Raw genomic sequence first — 16,055 nt, forward strand, 5'->3', positions numbered from 1 at the left:
AAGCGTTCGTCTTGTCTGCGACAGTTCTTGTACCTGACACCAGCGATCCCTTCGTTCCAGCCATCTCCCCAGATGGCGGGCGTTGAACCTTCCGGTGTAGAACGCCGTTGCGATCTACGCCACATTGCGCCAGCCCGTGTTACCTGGATCGCACTGTGTGTCCAAGCTAGGTGGTCAGAGGGTATTTACGCAACAGTTTGCGAACCACTTTTTTGGGACGGCCGTGCCGTCTGACCGGTGTCCGCGCGCATTGCGGTATTTCTGCAGGCAAGCGCGATATGCCGCTACGCCCCGCTCGCGGGGAACCGGCCCCGGCGAGATAGCTACTCTGTACCCATGCCGGAGCCGCCGACACGACCGCCCGCGCAGCCTCCCCAAGCGGTCACCATCATCAAGCTCGCCTGGTGCTGCCTGCTGGCCAGCGTGCTCGCGGCCGCATTCATGTTCCCCGTCGTGGGCGGAATCGGCCTGATGTCGAACCGGGCCTCCGACGTGGTGGCCAATGGTTCGGCCGCCCTCGTGGACGGCGAGGTCCCCCAGGTCTCGACCATGGTCGACGCCAAGGGCAACACGATCGCCTGGCTGTATTCACAGCGCCGTTTCGAGGTGCCCAGCGATCAGATCGCCAACACCATGAAGCTCGCCCTCGTCTCGATCGAGGACAAGCGCTTCGCCGAGCACAACGGCGTGGACTGGCAGGGCACGCTGACCGGCCTGACCGGATACATGCGGGGAGATACCGATACCCGCGGCGGTTCGACGGTCGAGCAGCAGTATGTGAAGAACTATCAGCTGCTGGTCGTGGCCCAGACCGATGCCGAGCGCCGCGCCGCGATCGAGACCACACCGGCACGCAAATTGCGCGAGATCCGGATGGCGCTCACGCTGGACAAGACGTTCACCAAGCCCGAGATCCTGACCCGCTATCTGAACCTGGTCTCCTTCGGCAACGGCGCGTTCGGCGTTCAGGACGCCGCACAGACCTATTTCGGCGTCAACGCCTCTGAGCTCAACTGGCAGCAGGCCGCCCTGCTGGCCGGCATGGTGCAGTCCACCAGCGCGCTCAACCCCTACACCAATCCCGACGGTGCACTGGCCCGGCGGAACCTGGTGCTGGACACCATGATCGACAACATCCCGCAGGAGGCCGAGGCGCTGCGCGCGGCCAAGCAGCAGCCGCTGGGCATCCTGCCTCAACCCAACGAGCTGCCGCGCGGCTGCATCGCCGCCGGTGACCGCGCGTTCTTCTGTGATTACGCGCTGGAATACCTGGCCCGCGCCGGCCTGTCCAAAGAGCAGGTGGCCAAGGGCGGCTATCTGATCAAGACCACGCTGGATCCCGATGTGCAGGGTTCGGTGAAATCGGCGATCGACGGCATCGCCCGACCCGATGCCCCCGGCATCGCCAGCGTCATGAGCGTGGTCAAGCCGGGTAAGGAAACCCACCCGGTGCTGGCGATGGCCAGCAATCGCACGTATGGCCTGAACACCGATGCGGGCGAGACGATGCAACCGCAACCGTTCTCACTCGTCGGCGACGGCGCCGGATCGATCTTCAAGATCTTCACCACGGCCGCGGCCATGGACATGGGGATGGGCATCAACACCCAGCTGCCGGTGCCCGGGTTCTTCCAGGCCAAGGGGCTCGGCAGCAGCGACACCCCGGGGTGCCCGAAGGACACCTGGTGTGTGAAGAACGCCGGCGGTTACCGGGGCTCGATGAGTGTCACCGATGCCCTGGCCACCTCCCCGAATACCGCTTTCGCCAAGCTCATCTCGCAGATCGGCGTGCAGCGGTCGGTCGACATGGCGGTCAAACTGGGGCTGCGCTCCTACGCGCTGCCCGGTACGGCCCGCGATTACGACCCCGAGAGCAACGAGAGCCTGGCCGACTTCGTCAAACGGCAGAACATCGGCTCGTTCACGCTGGGGCCCATCGAGGTCAACGCACTCGAGTTGTCCAATGTGGCGGCGACGTTGGCCTCCGGCGGCACCTGGTGCCCGCCCAACCCGATCGCCCAGGTGCTCGACCGGCATGGCAATGAGGTGTCGGTGACCACCGAGACGTGCGATCAGGCGGTGCCCGAGGGCCTGGCCAACACCTTGGCCAATGCGATGAGCAAGGACGACCAGGCCGGCGGTACCGCGTCGGGGTCGGCCGGTTCGGTGGGCTGGGATCTGCCGATGTCGGGCAAGACCGGGACCACCGAGGCGCACCGCTCGTCGGGCTTTTTGGGTTTCACCAACCAGTACGCCGCGGCCAACTACATCTACGACGATTCCTCCACCCCCGGGGAGTTGTGCTCGTTCCCGCTGCGCCAGTGCGGGGACGGCGACCTGTTCGGCGGTAACGAGCCGGCCCGCACCTGGTTCACCGCACTGAAGCCGATCGCCAACAACTTCGGTCCGGTGGCCATGCCACCGACCGATCCGCGTTACGTCGACGGCGGCCCGGGCTCGGTGGTGCCCACCGTGACCGGACTGGACGAGACGGCCGCGCGCCAGCGGCTCAAGGAGTCCGGTTTCCAGGTGGCCGACGGCGCCGCCTCGGTCAACAGCAGCTCGCGCTACGGCACCGTCGTCGGCACCGCGCCGTCCGGGCAGACGATTCCCGGCTCGATCATCACGATCCAGGTCAGCAACGGAATCCCGCCGGCTCCGCCGCCGCCCCCGGTGGCGTTCCCGTTCCCGGGCGGGCCGCCGCCCGAGATCGGCCAGACTGTCGTCGAGATCCCGGGCCTGCCGCCGATCACCGTCCCGGTGCTCGGGCCGCCACCACCCCCGTGAGCATTGGTTCGCAGTAGGCTGGCGGGCATGTCAGTGAAGAAGGCAGCCGCCGTCACCGCCGGTTCGTTGGTAGCCGGGATCGGCTACGCGTCCCTGATCGAGCGCAACGCGTTCGTGCTGCGGGAAGCGACCATGCCGGTGCTGGCCCCGGGCTCCTCGCCCCTGCGCGTGCTGCATCTGTCGGATCTACACATGCGTCCCAACCAGCGCCGCAAGCAGGCCTGGTTGCGCGATCTGGCGCGCCTCGAACCCGACCTGGTGGTCAATACCGGCGACAATCTGGCGCATCCGAAGGCCGTGCCCGCGGTGGTGCAGTCGCTGAGTGAACTGCTGTCGGCACCTGGGCTGTTCGTGTTCGGCAGCAACGACTACTTCGCGCCGCGGCTGAAGAACCCGTTGAACTACCTGACCAACCCGGAGCATCGCTCGCATGGAGAGCCGCTGCCGTGGCAGGACCTGCGCGCGGCGTTCACCGAGCGCGGCTGGCTCGACATGACTCACATCCGCCGTGACGTCGAAGTGGCCGGGCTGCACATCGCGGTCGCCGGCGTCGACGATCCGCACCTCAAGCGCGACCGGTACGACACCATCGCCGGGCGGGCCAACGGCGCGGCCAACCTGACGCTGGGGCTGACTCACTCTCCCGAGCCCCGGGTGCTCGATCGTTTTGCCGCTGACGGTTACCAGCTGGTGCTGGCCGGGCACACCCACGGCGGGCAACTGTGCCTCCCGTTCTACGGCGCCCTCGTGACCAACTGCGAGCTTGACCGCTCGCGGGCCAAAGGCGCGTCCAAGTGGGGATCGCACATGCAGCTGCATGTGTCGGCGGGCATCGGCACGTCGCCGTTCGCGCCGATGCGGTTCTGCTGCCGTCCGGAGGCCACTCTGCTGACGCTCGTCGCGGCACCGACCGGCGGTGGGCATGTGGGGACCAGGGCCGGGCAATCCAGCCCGACCGTCTCGGCCCGGTGAGCCGGCCGGCCGGTACCGCGTCGCACCCCCGGCCACGTCGGTGGGTCGACAATGCGGTGCGGCTGATCGAGGCGGATTCTCGACGCAGCGCCGACACGCATCTGTTGCGCTACCCGCTGCCGACGGCCTGGACCGGCAGCCTCGGGCCGGACGTGGATGTGGCGCTGTATCTCAAGGACGAGTCCACCCACATCACCGGCAGCCTCAAGCACCGGCTGGCCCGTTCCCTGTTCCTGTACGGGTTGTGCAACGGCTGGATCGGTGAGGGCACCACGATCATCGAGGCGTCCTCGGGGTCCACGGCGGTGTCCGAGGCTTACTTCGCGGCCCTGCTGGGCCTGCCGTTCATCGCGGTGATGCCCGCCTCGACCAGTGGCTCGAAGATCGCGCTGATCGAAGCCCAAGGTGGCCGTTGCCATTTCGTGGCCCAGTCATCACAGGTGTATGCCGAGGCGCACCGGTTGGCCGAAGAGACCGGCGGGCACTATCTGGACCAGTTCACCAACGCCGAGCGGGCCACCGACTGGCGCGGCAACAACAACATCGCCGAGTCGATCTACGAGCAGATGCGGCTGGAACCCCATGCGGTCCCGGAGTGGATCGTGGTCGGAGCGGGCACCGGCGGCACCAGCGCGACGATCGGCCGCTACATCCGCTACCGCAGACACGCCACGCGGTTGTGTGTGGTCGATCCGGAGAATTCGGCGTTCTTCCCCGGCTACGAGCAGGGCCGCGACGACGTCGTCACCGGAGCGTCCTCACGTATCGAGGGCATCGGCAGGCCGCGGGTGGAGCCGTCGTTTCTGCCCGGCGTGGTCGATCGCATGATCGCCGTCCCCGACTCTGGGTCGGTGGCCGCGGCGCATCACGCCAGCCGGGTCCTCGGCCGCCGGGTCGGCCCGTCGACGGGAACCAATCTGTGGGGCGCGTTCGGCTTGCTGGCCGAGATGATCGCGCATGGCCGCAGCGGCTCGGTGGTGACCCTGCTGGCCGACAGCGGCGACCGCTACGCGGACACCTACTTCGACGCGGACTGGCTCAAGGCCCAGGGGCTGGACCTGTCGGAGTCCGCGGAGCTGCTCTCGGAATTCGAGCGTTCGGGCAGCTGGTCCTGATCCGTCTCGGCCGTCACGAACAGCCACAACGCTGCCAGGGCGAAGAAACCCAGGTAGATGAAGGCTCCCAAGACGGTCATGGATCCTATAACGCCGCCGACGGGTGAGTTCCTTCCCTTCCCGCGCCGCTGGTTCGCCGATTTCTACGCATGGGTCGCGATGCGCGGCCAACGACTCGCCGATTTCTACCTAGGGGTCGCCATCCAGGCGAAGCGCGACCCTGGGGTAGAAATCGGCGCACACACGACGGGCATCTGGGGCCAGCTGGGCGTTTGGCTTTCGAGGTACCCGGTGCGATACGCTGTCGGAGCTTCACGCGGGGTGTGGCGCAGCTTGGTAGCGCGCTTCGTTCGGGACGAAGAGGTCGTGGGTTCGAATCCCGCCACCCCGACAGTGCAAGCAAGGCCCAGACCAAAGTTATCCGGTCTGGGCCTTGCTTTTTATCGGGTCGGAACAGGCTCAGTCATGCGGATGGCCCTTTTTGCCGTGGCCCTTGCCATTCCCATGACCGTTGCCGTTGCCGCCCTGATCCCACTCGTCCTCGGGCAGGGTCGGCGTGAAAGTGGGCACGCTGCTGACGGCCGGCACAGTCGGCTCGACGCTGGTGGTGACCGGCGTGACGGGTGTGCGCTGCGGCGGCGGGTCGGAGATCAACAGGATGGCCGCCAGCGCCACACCGGCCAGAAGGCCCGCGGTCAGCAAGGCCATCCGCACGCGCGAACGCCGCGGCGGAGGTGGCGGTGGTGGTAGCTGCTGCGACGGGGGCAGCATCAGGGTCGGGGGCCGAGCCGGCGGCACAGGCGCCGGGTGGAGCGCGGCCCGCATCTGCGCGGCGTCGGCGAAGCGGTACGCCGGATCACGCGACATCGCCCGTTCCACGACGTGGATGAGAGCCGGATCGACGTCGGGGCGCAGTACCGCGATCGGCGTCAGCGGCTCTTCGAGCACCGCTCGCATGGTGGCCACCGGGGTCTCACGCTCGAACGGCAGCCGCCTGGTCAATGCCTCGTAACCGAGGACACCGAGCGCGTACAGATCGTCCGACGGCGAGGCCGGCTGGCCGGTGATCCGTTGGGGGCTCAGGTAATTCGCGGTACCGAAGACCATGCCGATGCGGGTGTGGGCGGCCCCGTCGGTCTTGGCGATCCCGAAGTCGGCGAGCTTGGCGGCGCCGGTTCTGGTGATCAGGACGTTGCCGGGCTTGATGTCGCGGTGCAGGATGCCCGCACCGTGGGCGGCGGTCAACGCAGCGAGCAGGTCGGTCAGTACCCAGCGCACGCGGTCGGCCGACAGCGGGCCGGCCGCGATCTCCTCGGCCAGAGTGGGGCCGGGCAGCCGTTCCATCACGATGTACGGCGTCCCGTCGTCCTCACCGCTGTCGTGCACCGCGACGATGTTCGGGTGGTTCAGTGCGGCGGCGGCCCGCGCCTCGTTCTCGAAGCGCCGACGCGTCACCTCGTCGGCGGCCAGCTCCGGATAGAGCAGTTTGACCGCGACCGGACGCGACAGTCTGGTGTCCCAGCCATCGTGCACCTCGGCCATGCCGCCGCGGCCGAGCACGCCGCGTAGCTCGTAGCGGCCGCCGAGCGCCGCCGTCATAGCGCTCCTCTCCGGTATGCGCGGTATGCGCCTGAATCCAAGTATCCCGCAGTGCCGTCGTGCGGCATGCTGGCACCATGCCCCGGTTCACGTTGGAACCCGCCGATGCCGATTTCTTCACGACGGCTCCGCATATCTTCACCTATCAGAAGCGCTTCGCCGCACCACCCGAAAAGGTGTGGGAATCATTGGTGTCCGATGAGTCCCTGGCCGCATGGGGGCCGTCGGTCACCAAGGTGAAGTGGTTGGCGCCGAGGCCCTTCGGTGTCGGGACCTCGCGTGAGGTGACGCTGACGCCCGGCGTGGTGCGGGTGCATGAGACGTTCTTCCGCTGGGAGGAGGGCCGGCGCTACTCGTTCACCGTCGATCACGCCAATATCCCGTCGCTGCGCCGGTTCGCCGAGGATTACCTGGTAGAGCCCGCCGGCGACGGGCAGACGCAGTTCACCTGGATCGTGGCCCTCGAACCGAAGCCGCTGTTCGCATGGCCGTTCAAGGGCTTGGCGCCGGTGGTGAAGGCGGCGTTCGGGCGACTCGCCTCCGACGGTCAGCGCTACTTCGCCGGGCAGGTGTGAGCGCGGTCCCAACCAAGCAGTTGATAGCCTCGGCCGATGGCCGCGCTGAGCTGGATCGCCCAACTGTTGCAGTTCGATCGCCACGGCGATGACTTCTGCATTCGCCAGCCGCGCCGAGGTGCGACCGAGCGGCTGTTCGGCGGCCTGATCGCGGCGCAGTCACTGGGGGTTGGCGGGGCGACCGTGGAGGACGGCAAGCTGCCACAGTCGCTGCACGCCTATTTCGTACGTGGTGGCCGATACAACGCCGACGTCGAGTTCCACGTCGACCGCACCCGCGATGGACGTGCATTCGCCACCCGGCACATCACAGCCAGCCAGGACGGGAAAGTGATCCTGGAGATGATGGCCTCGTTCCATCAGCCCGAGCCGGGCCTGGACTGGTCCCCCGATGCTGCGCCTGCGCTGGAATTCGACGCGGCCACCCCCAAGCTCGACGTCATGGACTTCGGGGACAAGTTCGATCTACGCACCATGTCCGACGACACCTCGGAGTTCGCCCTCCCTCCGTTCTGGATCCGCACGCAGGACGAGATCGAGGACGATCCACTGATCCGGGCGTGCACCCTGACGTTTCTGTCCGACCTCGGCCCGGTCCCGTCGGCACTACCTCCGACGGTGCCGCTGCGGTCGGACCTCGGCTTCGCCGCCAGCCTGGACCACTCGATCTGGTTCCATCGTCCCTTCGACCCTCACGGCTGGCACCGCTACGAGTTGCAGTCGGCGAACCACAACGATTCGCGTGGGCTGGCGCGCGGCTCGCTCTACGACGCCGCGGGTGCGCTGATCGCGAGCGTCAGCCAAGAAGCACTCTGGCGCATCTAGCCCGGCACGTTTGCAAGGCCGCCGGGGCGGGCAGTCGGTGGCATGAAGATCTCCGATGTCGCGTCCTGGCCGATCGAGATCGGTGCTGCCGTGCGGCACCGGCGACTGTTCCACCCGAGCGGCGTGCTGGCACGCGGCACCCTCGAGCGCACCGCGCCATCCGGTAGGGGGCTGCCGCTCTACTCGTGCGATGTCGTCGGCAGATTGTCGAAAGGGATCGGGACACCCGATTCCGTGCCGGACATCGCCGGCCTGGCTTGGCGGATGCCACCGCAACTGTCCGGCACTCCGTGGGATGTGCTGCTGGCCTCGACCCTGGCCGGCAATCGATTTGTGTTGTGGCCGGCCAATTCCTGGGCTGGGATCACGTTCTCGAGCGTGATGCCGCTGCGATTCGACGGTGCACTGTGGTGGCTGCGGGCTCGTCTGACCACCGAGTTCGACGGCGGCGGGCTCTGCCTCGACAGCGTGAACAGTCAGTTGGAACGTGGTGGAATCCGGTTCGACATCGAACAATCCCCCGCCACCGGCGAATTCGAGCCCTTGGCCCGGTTGTCGCTGCTCGAGAAACTGCCGCACGGCCGCGACGTCTCTTTCGATCCCGCGCTGCATGAGGCCGACGGTGTCCGCCTGGTGCCCAGTTGGCTGGCCGACGTTCGCCGCAGCGCGTACCACAGCAGCCGGGTCGGGCGTTCCGCTGAATAGCCTCGCGCGCGGCGCTCAGTCGGGCGGCTCCTGGCTGGTGCTCTCGGTGGTGTCGACGTCCGGGGTGTCCTCCGGCACGTTCTTGGCACGAGCCCGCTGTGCGGCATCGCCCTTGTCACCTTCGCCGCCGCGATCCTCCCGGTGCTCTCCGTCGTAGATCCCTTTACCCGTTGGCATCTAGCTGAGATACCCGCCGCCGTGGGTTTCAACCCGATGGCCAGGGGCATGTGCATCAACTCTGACGCACGCCGACGGCCGGTTCCCTGCCCGGGCACCGGCCGTCGGCTTTCAATCACGCAGTAGCGGTGTGTTGTTCATGGGTGAACGGCTTTTCGCCGTGCACGGCGGGGACGCCGTCGGGATTGTCCTCGGCACCGCGGTTCTTCCGGGCCTCGCTGCCGAGCCAGTCCTTCTCCGGCTTCTCGACGTACTGCCACTCCATGCCCTCGACCCACGGCCCCTGCCCCTCGTTCCAGGGCCCTCGCACGCTGCCGTGCCCGTTGGACATGTTGAACGCGACGTTCTGGAAGCGGTCGTCTCCCGGCAGCTGCCCGGGCGGGAAGTTCACCGGCAGGTCATTGAGCGCCGCGGTGAACTGCTGGAAGTGCGTGACCTCGCGGGTCATCAGGAACGTCAGGGTGTCCTGTACGCCGGGATCGTCGGTGAACTGCTTGAGATATTCGTAGACGATCTTGGCCCGCGATTCGGCGGCCAGATTGCTGCGCAGGTCCACCGACGGATCACCGTTCGAGTTGACGTACGAGCCGCTCCACGGCACCCCGGCGCAATTGCTCACGTCGGGGCCGCCGCCGGTCAGGGCGAAGTAGAGCGGGTTGGCCGCGACTCCGTGGATGATCTGGTCCCGGCCGTCCGTGCTGGCCACCGCCGGCATCCAGTCACAACGCTCGTTGGCGATCTTCAAGTCGTCATTGAGCCCGTCGAGCAGCATCGTGATCATCGAACCGACCATCTCGAGATGGGACAGCTCCTCGGTCGCGATGTCCATGAACAGGTCGTACATCTTCGGATTCTTCTCCCGCAGCACGAACGCCTGGGTGAAGTACTGCATGGCGGCCTTCAATTCGCCGTTGGCGCCGCCGAATTGCTCCTGCAGCAGCGTGGCGAAGCGCGGATCCGGTTCGGTGACCCGAACCTCGAATTGCAAATCCTTGTTGTGAACAAACATGCCGGGTACCTCCAGGGCTGATCGACGGCTAGGGATGCGAGCGGGTACCCGGCACCTACCGCCTCAAACTCCCTGCGGGGCCTAGAGACGCGCCTTGACCGCCGCCGACAACCGCGCGCCGTCGGCCTTCCCTGCCGCGATGGCCGTGGCGGCCTTCATCACCTGGCCCATCTGACGCATGCCCGGGCGCTCCCCGTTCTGTTCGGCGACCTGAGCGATGGCGGTATCGGCGACGTCGGCCAGTTCGGCGTCGGTCAGCGGAGTGGGCAGGTACTCGTCGATCACGCGGGCTTCGGCGTGCTCGCCGGCCGCGAGTTCCCCCCGGCCGTTCTGGGTGTAGATCTCCGCCGCCTCGCCGCGCTTCTTCGATTCGCGGGCCAGCACCGCGATCACCTCGGCGTCGGACAGCTCCCGGGCCTGCTTGCCCGAGACCTCCTCGCTCTGGATCGCGGCCAACACCATCCGCAGAGTTGCGGTGCGCAACTTGTCCTGCGACTTCATCGCACTGGTCAGATCCGCACGCAGCTTGTCCTTGAGCTCGGCCATAGCGTCAACCTACGCCGCGGTCACGGCTGGCCCACATGGAATTTCGCATCGACCGAGGCGGAGACCTCGATATCGGCGGGGGCGAATTCGAGTTGGGGCCCTCCGCTGCCGCCCGCGGGCGCCGCCAACGCCCGCACCATTCCCGGCCCGGACGGCCCCTCGGGGCTGCGCCCCAACATTCCGGCGTCTGCGATCGCCACGGGACGAACCTTTCCGAGGCCCAGGGCATCGGAGTAGCGCTGGGCCCGCGTCACCGCATCCTGCACGGCAGCGGTGTGCACCTGGCTCACCAGCTCGTCACGATGCTTGGCCGTCAGTGCCCATTCGATCCGCGACAGCGAGAACCCGACGGTGCCGGTGACGTGTTCACCGACCCACCGCGACAGCGCGGTGAAATCGCTGAATTTGACCTTGATGTCGACGGTGGCGTGGTGCACCAGCGGCAGCTGCTTGCCCTCCTTGTTCCATGGCCGGTTGGCCCAGGTGCGCACCCGGCCGGTGGACCACCAGGTGACCGGCCCCGAGTCGGGCTTGTGCAGCGGCGTGATCGAGGATTTCACCGCATCCAGATCACCGACGACCCGCTCGTACACCGGCTCGATGGCCGGCCCCTCATAGCCGAGCGTGGCGTGGACGGTCGCCCGTTCGGGCGGCTGGAAGGCGGAAAACGATCCGCGCACGATGATCTCGGTCGGCATGTCCCCACCGTAGTTGCTGAGCGGCGACCCGGGAGGACAGGATGGGGAGCATGACGAGCGCTCGGCCATACCTTGCTCACTTTTCGGCAGGGACCGTCATCCCGCTTCGTCCGCTGAGCCTGACCGACATCTTCAACGGCGCGGTTGCCTACATCCGCACCAACCCGAAGGCGACGCTGGGGCTGGCCACCGTGGTTGTCCTCGCCTCACAGATCGTCACGCTCGCACTGCAAATCGGGCCGCTGTCCGCGCTCGGCGAATTCGACCCCTCGCTGCAGGGCGAGGCGCCGTCATCGGGGACCATCGCGGCGTTCGCCGGTGGCGCGTTCACCGGCATCGTCGTCACGACACTGGCCTCGCTTCTGCTCAGCGGCATGCTGACGGTGGTGATCGGCAGGTCGGTGTTCGGTGCGGGCATCTCCGTCGGTGAGGCCTGGCAACGGCTGCGGAGCCGGTTGCCGGCGCTGATCGGGCTGACGGCGTTGCAGGCGCTGGCGTTCGTCGTCGTCGTCGCCGTCGTGGCGGTGGCGATCGCGGGCGCCGGCACCGTCGGCGGCGGCCTGGCCGCGTTCGCGGTAGGTGCGCCGTTGGTGCCGCTCGCCCTGATCGGGGTGCTCTACGTGTCGACGGTTCTGCTGTTCGCCCCGGCGGTGATCGTGTTGGAACACCTCGGCATCGTCGCGGCGGTCAAGCGCTCATTCAAGTTGGTGAACAAGGACTTCTGGCGGGTGTTCGGCATCTGGCTGCTGGCCACGATCGTGGCCGCGGTGATCGGCTGGGGTGTGGGTGCGCCGTTCAATGTGGCCGGAGAGATCATGTCGATGGCCGCCGACGGTCCCACGCTGCCGGCGCTGATCCTGAGCGCCGTCGGGTCCGCGATCGGACAGATCGTCACCGCACCGTTCAGCGCGGGAGTCGTGGTGTTGCTGTATGCCGATCGCCGGTTCCGGGCCGAGGCGTTCGATCTGATGCTGCAGACCGGCGCGACCGCCCCGGTGGAGACCACCGACCAACTGTGGCTGTCCCGGTACTTCTGAGGTGACGAGCATCGACATCGACCGTGACGCGGCGCACGACGCCGCGCAGAACGAACTGGCCAAGCCCATCTATCCCCGGGCTTCGCCGACCGATCAGATCGGCGAGTGGCTCAACGATCTGCTGTACCGGATCACCGCCGCCGGATCGAGGATCCCCGGCGGCTGGTTCACCATCTCGGTGCTGGTGATCCTCGTCGTGGTGGCCGTTGTGGTCGCGGTGCGGATCGCGCGTCGCGCGATGCGGACCTCCCGGACCACGGACCAGGCCCTGTTCGACAGCCAGGAGCTCAGCGCCGCGCAACACCGCTCGATCGCCGAACAATATGCCGCACAAGGTGATTGGTCGGCCGCGATCCGGCACCGGGTCCGCGCGCTGGCCCGTCACCTTGAAGAGACCGGGGTGCTCGCCGCGGTCCCGGGCCGCACCGCCACCGAACTCGCCCGCGACGCCGCGGCGGCCCTGCCCGGCTTGTCGGCTGAACTGTTCAGGGCGGCAACCATATTCAACGACGTCACCTATGGTGAACAGCCGGGCACCGAGTCCGCCTACCGCACGATCGCGGCCCTCGACGAGGTCCGCGCGCGATGAGCACCCGTTCGGTCAAGCCCCGTCTGCGCACCGCTCGCTGGGTGCTGCTGACATTCGCCGTCATCGTCGCGGTGGCGGTCCTCACGGTCTACCTCACCGCGCCGCGCCCAGGCGGGGCGATGGACCCGGAGTCGACGTCACCGGAGGGGACGCACGCGTTGGTCAGCCTGTTGCGCGATCACGGTGTCGAGGTGATCACCGCTGACGACGTCGACGAGGTGCGCCGCGCCGCCCGGCCCGGCACCCTGCTGGTGGTCGCGCAGACGATGTTCCTGGCCGGCGACGAGACCATCGACCGGCTGACCGAGGCCCCGGGCGATCTGCTGCTCGTGGCGCCCGCAGGCCACACCCGGGAGAAGCTCGCTTCGCAGGTCAGGCTCGACACGCCCACGGAGTTCGGCGGGAGCGAGCCGGATTGTGAACTGCCCGAGGCGAACCGGGCCGGCAGGACCCAGCTGGGTACCACCGATACCTATGCCGCTGCCGGGAGTACGCCGGTGATGCTCTGCTACGGCGGCGCGCTGGCCCGCTACCACGACGGGCCGCGCACCGTGACCGTGGTGGGAACGGGCGAGTTCATGACGAACTCACGTTTGCTCAAAGAGGGCAACGCCGCCTTGGCGATGAATCTGGCGGGCGCCGCGCCACGGGTGATCTGGTATGCACCACAGCATTTCGAGGCCAGCTCGAGCGGCGACAGCAAGTTGTCGGATCTGATCCCGCCGCAGATCCGGTGGATCGTCCTGCAACTGTGCCTGGTGGTGGCACTGCTGGCGGTGGCGCAGGCCCGCCGTCTCGGCCCCTTGGTCGCCGAATCGCTGCCCGTCGTGGTCCGCGCGTCGGAAACCGTCGAGGGACGTGGGCGGCTGTACCGCTCCCGACGGGCTCGTGACCGCGCCGCCGACGCGTTGCGCACCGCGGCGATCGGCCGGCTGTTGCCGCGGCTCGGTTTGAACGCCGCGGCGCCTCCGCAGGCCGTCGCGGCCGCCGTCGCCGCACGCTGCGGCACTGCCACGAACGCGGCCGGCCACATTCTGTTCGGCCCGCCGCCGGCCTCCGATGCCGAACTCGTCCATCTCGCACACCAACTCGACGACATCGAAAGGCAGGTCGCACACTCGTGACTCAGCCCCGCCCAGAAAACACCGGCCCAGACCCGGCCCGCGAAGCCCTGCTGGCCCTGCGCAACGAGATCGCCAAGGTGGTGGTCGGTCAGGACGCGGTGATCAGCGGTCTGGTGGTGGCGCTGCTGTGCCGAGGACACGTGCTGCTGGAGGGGGTGCCCGGCGTAGCCAAGACCCTGCTGGTGCGCACGCTGGCGGCGGCCCTGCAACTGGAGTTCAAGCGGGTGCAGTTCACGCCGGACCTGATGCCCGGCGACGTCACGGGCTCCCTGGTGTACGACGCACGGACCGCCGAGTTCGAATTCCGCTCCGGCCCGGTGTTCACCAATCTGCTGTTGGCCGATGAGATCAACCGGACACCTCCGAAAACCCAAGCGGCACTTCTGGAGGCCATGGAGGAGCGTCAGGTCAGCGTCGACGGCACGCCGCGTCCGCTACCCGACCCGTTCATCGTGGCGGCCACGCAGAATCCCATCGAGTACGAGGGCACCTACCAGCTTCCCGAGGCCCAGCTGGACCGCTTCCTGCTGAAGCTCACGGTGCCGCTGCCGCCACGGGATCAGGAGATCGCGATCCTGAGCCGGCACGCTCACGGTTTCGATCCGGGCGATCTGTCGGCGGTGCGGCCGGTGGCCGGCGCCGCCGAGCTGGCGGCCGGGCGCGACGCGGTGCGCAAGGTGCTGGCCGGTGACGAGGTGCTGGGCTACATCGTCGACATCGTCGGGGCCACCCGACATTCCCCGTCACTGCAGCTCGGCGTGTCCCCACGTGGCGCGACCGCGCTGCTGGCGACGTCACGGTCGTGGGCCTGGTTGTCGGGCCGCAATTACGTCACCCCCGATGACGTCAAGGCAATGGCCCGCTCGACGCTGCGGCACCGGGTGGCGCTGCGCCCGGAGGCCGAGCTGGAGGGCGCCACCGCCGACGGGGTGCTGGACGGCATCTTGGCCGCCGTTCCGGTACCGCGCTGATGGTTCTCACGGGTCGCGCCGGTCTGGTGGCACTGGTCTGTGTGCTGCCGATCGCGTTGGCCCCCTGGCCCGCAACCGCTTTCGCGGTGTTGGCACTCCTCTTGACCGCGGCCGTGGCCGCCGATGTCGCCCTGGCAGGCCGGGTCGGCGGGCTTCAGCTGACCCGCGGCGGTGAGTCCACCGCGCGGCTGGGTCAGACGGTCGACGCGGTGCTCACCGTCCACAACACGGGTCGCCGTCGGCTTTGCGGCGCGATTCGTGACGCCTGGCCGCCGAGCGCCTCGGCTCAGCCGCGCGCCCATCACGTGAATATCGCTGCCGGACAACATGTTTCTCTGGTCACGCGGTTGCATCCGGTACGCCGGGGCGACCAACGCTGCGAGCTGGTCACCGTGCGCTCGATCGGCCCGCTCGGGCTGGCCGGCCGGCAGCGTTCGCAGCGGCTGCCCGGACAGGTACGGGTGCTGCCGCCGTTCCTGTCCCGTAAGCATCTGCCGTCCCGGCTGGCGAGGTTGCGGCAGCTGGACGGCGCGATACCGGTGCTGATCCGTGGCCAGGGCACCGAATTCGACTCGCTGCGTGAATATGTGGTCGGTGACGATGTCCGCTCGATCGACTGGCGCGCCACGGCACGGCGGGCCGACGTGGTGGTGCGTACCTGGCGCCCGGAGCGCGACCGGCGGGTGGTGATCGTGCTCGACACCGGACGCACCTCGGCGGGCCGGGTCGGGGTCGATCCCACCTCGCTGGATCCTGGCGGCTGGCCGCGACTGGACTGGTCGATGGACGCGGCGCTGCTGTTGGCGGCCCTGGCCTCGCGGGCCGGAGACCATGTCGACTTCCTGGCCATCGACCGGGTGCCCCGCGCCGGGGTATGGGGCGCCTCGCGCACCGAACTGCTGGCCTCGATCGTCGCGGCGATGGCCCCGTTGCAGCCGGCACTGGTGGAATCCGATTCCACCGCAATGGTTTCGGCGGTGCTGCGTCGGGTGCGAGGCCGGGCACTGGTGGTGCTGCTGACCGATCTGAACGCCTCGGCCCTCGACGAGGGACTGATGGCGGTGCTGCCGCAACTGTCGGCACGTCATCAGGTGCTGCTGGCCGCGGTCGCCGATCCGCGGGTGGACCAGCTGGCGGGCGGTCGCTCCGACGCCGCGCACATCTATGACGCCGCCGCTGCCGAGCGGGCCCGCAATGACCGGCGGTCCATCGCGTCGCGGTTACGCGGACATGGTGTCGATGTGGTCGATGCCCGGCCGGAAGATCTGGCCCCGGCCCTGGCCGATCACTACCTGTCGATGAAGGCTGCGGGCAAGCTCTAGTTTT

At 68.1% G+C, this 16,055-nt stretch carries 16 protein-coding genes and 1 tRNA gene; 12 read left to right on the top strand and 5 right to left on the bottom strand.

The window, feature by feature from the left end; translation table 11 throughout:
- Window positions 1-336 precede the first annotated feature (336 nt).
- From ponA2 to H977_RS0113795, 4 genes are all read left to right on the top strand, one after another.
- Window positions 337-2,787: a transglycosylase/D,D-transpeptidase PonA2 gene (ponA2, locus tag H977_RS0113780; protein ID WP_029108421.1), complete on the top strand. Its 2,451-nt coding sequence runs from the start codon at window positions 337-339 to the stop codon at window positions 2,785-2,787.
- A 27-nt stretch (window positions 2,788-2,814) separates the two neighbouring features.
- A complete protein-coding gene (locus H977_RS0113785; RefSeq protein ID WP_036475907.1) occupies window positions 2,815-3,759 on the top strand; it encodes a metallophosphoesterase in 945 nt (314 codons plus the stop codon).
- Window positions 3,756-4,874 (top strand): L-cysteine desulfhydrase Cds1, encoded by a 1,119-nt coding sequence (cds1, locus tag H977_RS0113790; RefSeq protein ID WP_029108423.1) that lies wholly within the window; start codon window positions 3,756-3,758, stop codon window positions 4,872-4,874. The genes H977_RS0113785 and cds1 overlap by 4 nt, the downstream gene beginning before the upstream one ends.
- Window positions 4,875-5,191: 317 nt before the next feature.
- Window positions 5,192-5,265, top strand: a tRNA-Pro gene (locus tag H977_RS0113795).
- Between the two features lie 68 nt (window positions 5,266-5,333).
- Here the strand turns inward: H977_RS0113795 and H977_RS0113800 are convergent.
- Window positions 5,334-6,473: a serine/threonine-protein kinase gene (locus H977_RS0113800; protein WP_029108424.1), complete on the bottom strand. Its 1,140-nt coding sequence runs from the start codon at window positions 6,471-6,473 to the stop codon at window positions 5,334-5,336.
- Between the two features lie 77 nt (window positions 6,474-6,550).
- On the opposite strand from H977_RS0113800, the gene H977_RS0113805 reads away from it, so the two are divergent.
- Genes H977_RS0113805 through H977_RS0113815 form a run of 3 tightly spaced genes read left to right on the top strand, consistent with a single transcriptional unit; the run spans window position 6,551 to window position 8,578 of the window.
- Window positions 6,551-7,048: an SRPBCC family protein gene (locus H977_RS0113805; RefSeq protein WP_029108425.1), complete on the top strand. Its 498-nt coding sequence runs from the start codon at window positions 6,551-6,553 to the stop codon at window positions 7,046-7,048.
- 36 nt (window positions 7,049-7,084) lie between these two features.
- On the top strand, window positions 7,085-7,873 hold the full coding sequence (locus H977_RS0113810) for an acyl-CoA thioesterase (RefSeq protein WP_029108426.1): 789 nt from the start codon (window positions 7,085-7,087) through the stop codon (window positions 7,871-7,873).
- 42 nt (window positions 7,874-7,915) lie between these two features.
- Window positions 7,916-8,578, top strand: coding sequence for a hypothetical protein (locus H977_RS0113815; RefSeq protein ID WP_029108427.1), 663 nt, complete (start codon window positions 7,916-7,918; stop codon window positions 8,576-8,578).
- A 15-nt stretch (window positions 8,579-8,593) separates the two neighbouring features.
- Here H977_RS0113815 and H977_RS35625 read toward each other — a convergent pair whose 3' ends face one another.
- The 4 genes from H977_RS35625 to H977_RS0113835 all read right to left on the bottom strand — a co-directional run bounded on the left by H977_RS35625 (window position 8,594) and on the right by H977_RS0113835 (window position 11,008).
- Window positions 8,594-8,755, bottom strand: a complete 162-nt coding sequence (locus H977_RS35625) for a hypothetical protein (protein ID WP_196808236.1) — start codon at window positions 8,753-8,755, stop codon at window positions 8,594-8,596.
- Window positions 8,756-8,870: 115 nt separating this feature from the next.
- A complete protein-coding gene (locus H977_RS0113825) occupies window positions 8,871-9,764 on the bottom strand; it encodes a manganese catalase family protein (RefSeq protein WP_029108428.1) in 894 nt (297 codons plus the stop codon).
- 81 nt (window positions 9,765-9,845) lie between these two features.
- Complete coding sequence (locus H977_RS0113830; RefSeq protein ID WP_029108429.1) at window positions 9,846-10,310, bottom strand: GatB/YqeY domain-containing protein; 465 nt, start codon at window positions 10,308-10,310, stop codon at window positions 9,846-9,848.
- Window positions 10,311-10,330: 20 nt separating this feature from the next.
- On the bottom strand, window positions 10,331-11,008 hold the full coding sequence (locus H977_RS0113835; RefSeq protein WP_029108430.1) for an SIMPL domain-containing protein: 678 nt from the start codon (window positions 11,006-11,008) through the stop codon (window positions 10,331-10,333).
- 50 nt (window positions 11,009-11,058) lie between these two features.
- On the opposite strand from H977_RS0113835, the gene H977_RS33065 reads away from it, so the two are divergent.
- Genes H977_RS33065 through H977_RS0113860 form a run of 5 tightly spaced genes read left to right on the top strand, consistent with a single transcriptional unit; the run spans window position 11,059 to window position 16,051 of the window.
- Entirely contained in the window at window positions 11,059-12,045 is a 987-nt protein-coding gene (locus tag H977_RS33065; RefSeq protein ID WP_051288836.1) for a DUF7847 domain-containing protein, read from the top strand.
- A gap of 1 nt (window position 12,046) precedes the next feature.
- On the top strand, window positions 12,047-12,634 hold the full coding sequence (locus H977_RS33070) for a DUF4129 domain-containing protein (RefSeq protein ID WP_036475911.1): 588 nt from the start codon (window positions 12,047-12,049) through the stop codon (window positions 12,632-12,634).
- Window positions 12,631-13,758 carry a DUF4350 domain-containing protein gene (locus H977_RS0113850; RefSeq protein ID WP_029108431.1) on the top strand — a complete coding sequence of 376 codons (1,128 nt, stop codon included), beginning with the start codon at window positions 12,631-12,633 and terminating at the stop codon, window positions 13,756-13,758. Before H977_RS33070 ends, H977_RS0113850 begins: the two co-directional genes overlap by 4 nt.
- Window positions 13,755-14,729 (top strand): AAA family ATPase, encoded by a 975-nt coding sequence (locus H977_RS0113855; RefSeq protein ID WP_036475914.1) that lies wholly within the window; start codon window positions 13,755-13,757, stop codon window positions 14,727-14,729. Before H977_RS0113850 ends, H977_RS0113855 begins: the two co-directional genes overlap by 4 nt.
- Window positions 14,729-16,051 carry a DUF58 domain-containing protein gene (locus H977_RS0113860; protein ID WP_029108433.1) on the top strand — a complete coding sequence of 441 codons (1,323 nt, stop codon included), beginning with the start codon at window positions 14,729-14,731 and terminating at the stop codon, window positions 16,049-16,051. The genes H977_RS0113855 and H977_RS0113860 overlap by 1 nt, the downstream gene beginning before the upstream one ends.
- Window positions 16,052-16,055: the final 4 nt, after the last annotated feature.

The organism is Mycobacterium sp. URHD0025 (assembly GCF_000426065.1).
GTDB lineage: Bacteria > Actinomycetota > Actinomycetes > Mycobacteriales > Mycobacteriaceae > Mycobacterium.

What these genes read in the sequence shown, in the direction of transcription:
- H977_RS35625 (WP_196808236.1), bottom strand. Translation starts at nt 8,755, where the DNA reads ATGCCAACGGGTAAAGGGATCTACGACGGAGAGCACCGGGAGGATCGC.
- H977_RS0113810 (WP_029108426.1), top strand. Translation starts at nt 7,085, where the DNA reads ATGGCCGCGCTGAGCTGGATCGCCCAACTGTTGCAGTTCGATCGCCAC.
- H977_RS0113805 (WP_029108425.1), top strand. Translation starts at nt 6,551, where the DNA reads ATGCCCCGGTTCACGTTGGAACCCGCCGATGCCGATTTCTTCACGACG.
- H977_RS0113815 (WP_029108427.1), top strand. Translation starts at nt 7,916, where the DNA reads ATGAAGATCTCCGATGTCGCGTCCTGGCCGATCGAGATCGGTGCTGCC.
- H977_RS0113830 (WP_029108429.1), bottom strand. Translation starts at nt 10,310, where the DNA reads ATGGCCGAGCTCAAGGACAAGCTGCGTGCGGATCTGACCAGTGCGATG.
- H977_RS0113850 (WP_029108431.1), top strand. Translation starts at nt 12,631, where the DNA reads ATGAGCACCCGTTCGGTCAAGCCCCGTCTGCGCACCGCTCGCTGGGTG.
- H977_RS0113785 (WP_036475907.1), top strand. Translation starts at nt 2,815, where the DNA reads ATGTCAGTGAAGAAGGCAGCCGCCGTCACCGCCGGTTCGTTGGTAGCC.
- H977_RS0113860 (WP_029108433.1), top strand. Translation starts at nt 14,729, where the DNA reads ATGGTTCTCACGGGTCGCGCCGGTCTGGTGGCACTGGTCTGTGTGCTG.
- ponA2 (WP_029108421.1), top strand. Translation starts at nt 337, where the DNA reads ATGCCGGAGCCGCCGACACGACCGCCCGCGCAGCCTCCCCAAGCGGTC.
- H977_RS33065 (WP_051288836.1), top strand. Translation starts at nt 11,059, where the DNA reads ATGACGAGCGCTCGGCCATACCTTGCTCACTTTTCGGCAGGGACCGTC.
- H977_RS0113800 (WP_029108424.1), bottom strand. Translation starts at nt 6,473, where the DNA reads ATGACGGCGGCGCTCGGCGGCCGCTACGAGCTACGCGGCGTGCTCGGC.
- H977_RS0113825 (WP_029108428.1), bottom strand. Translation starts at nt 9,764, where the DNA reads ATGTTTGTTCACAACAAGGATTTGCAATTCGAGGTTCGGGTCACCGAA.
- H977_RS0113835 (WP_029108430.1), bottom strand. Translation starts at nt 11,008, where the DNA reads ATGCCGACCGAGATCATCGTGCGCGGATCGTTTTCCGCCTTCCAGCCG.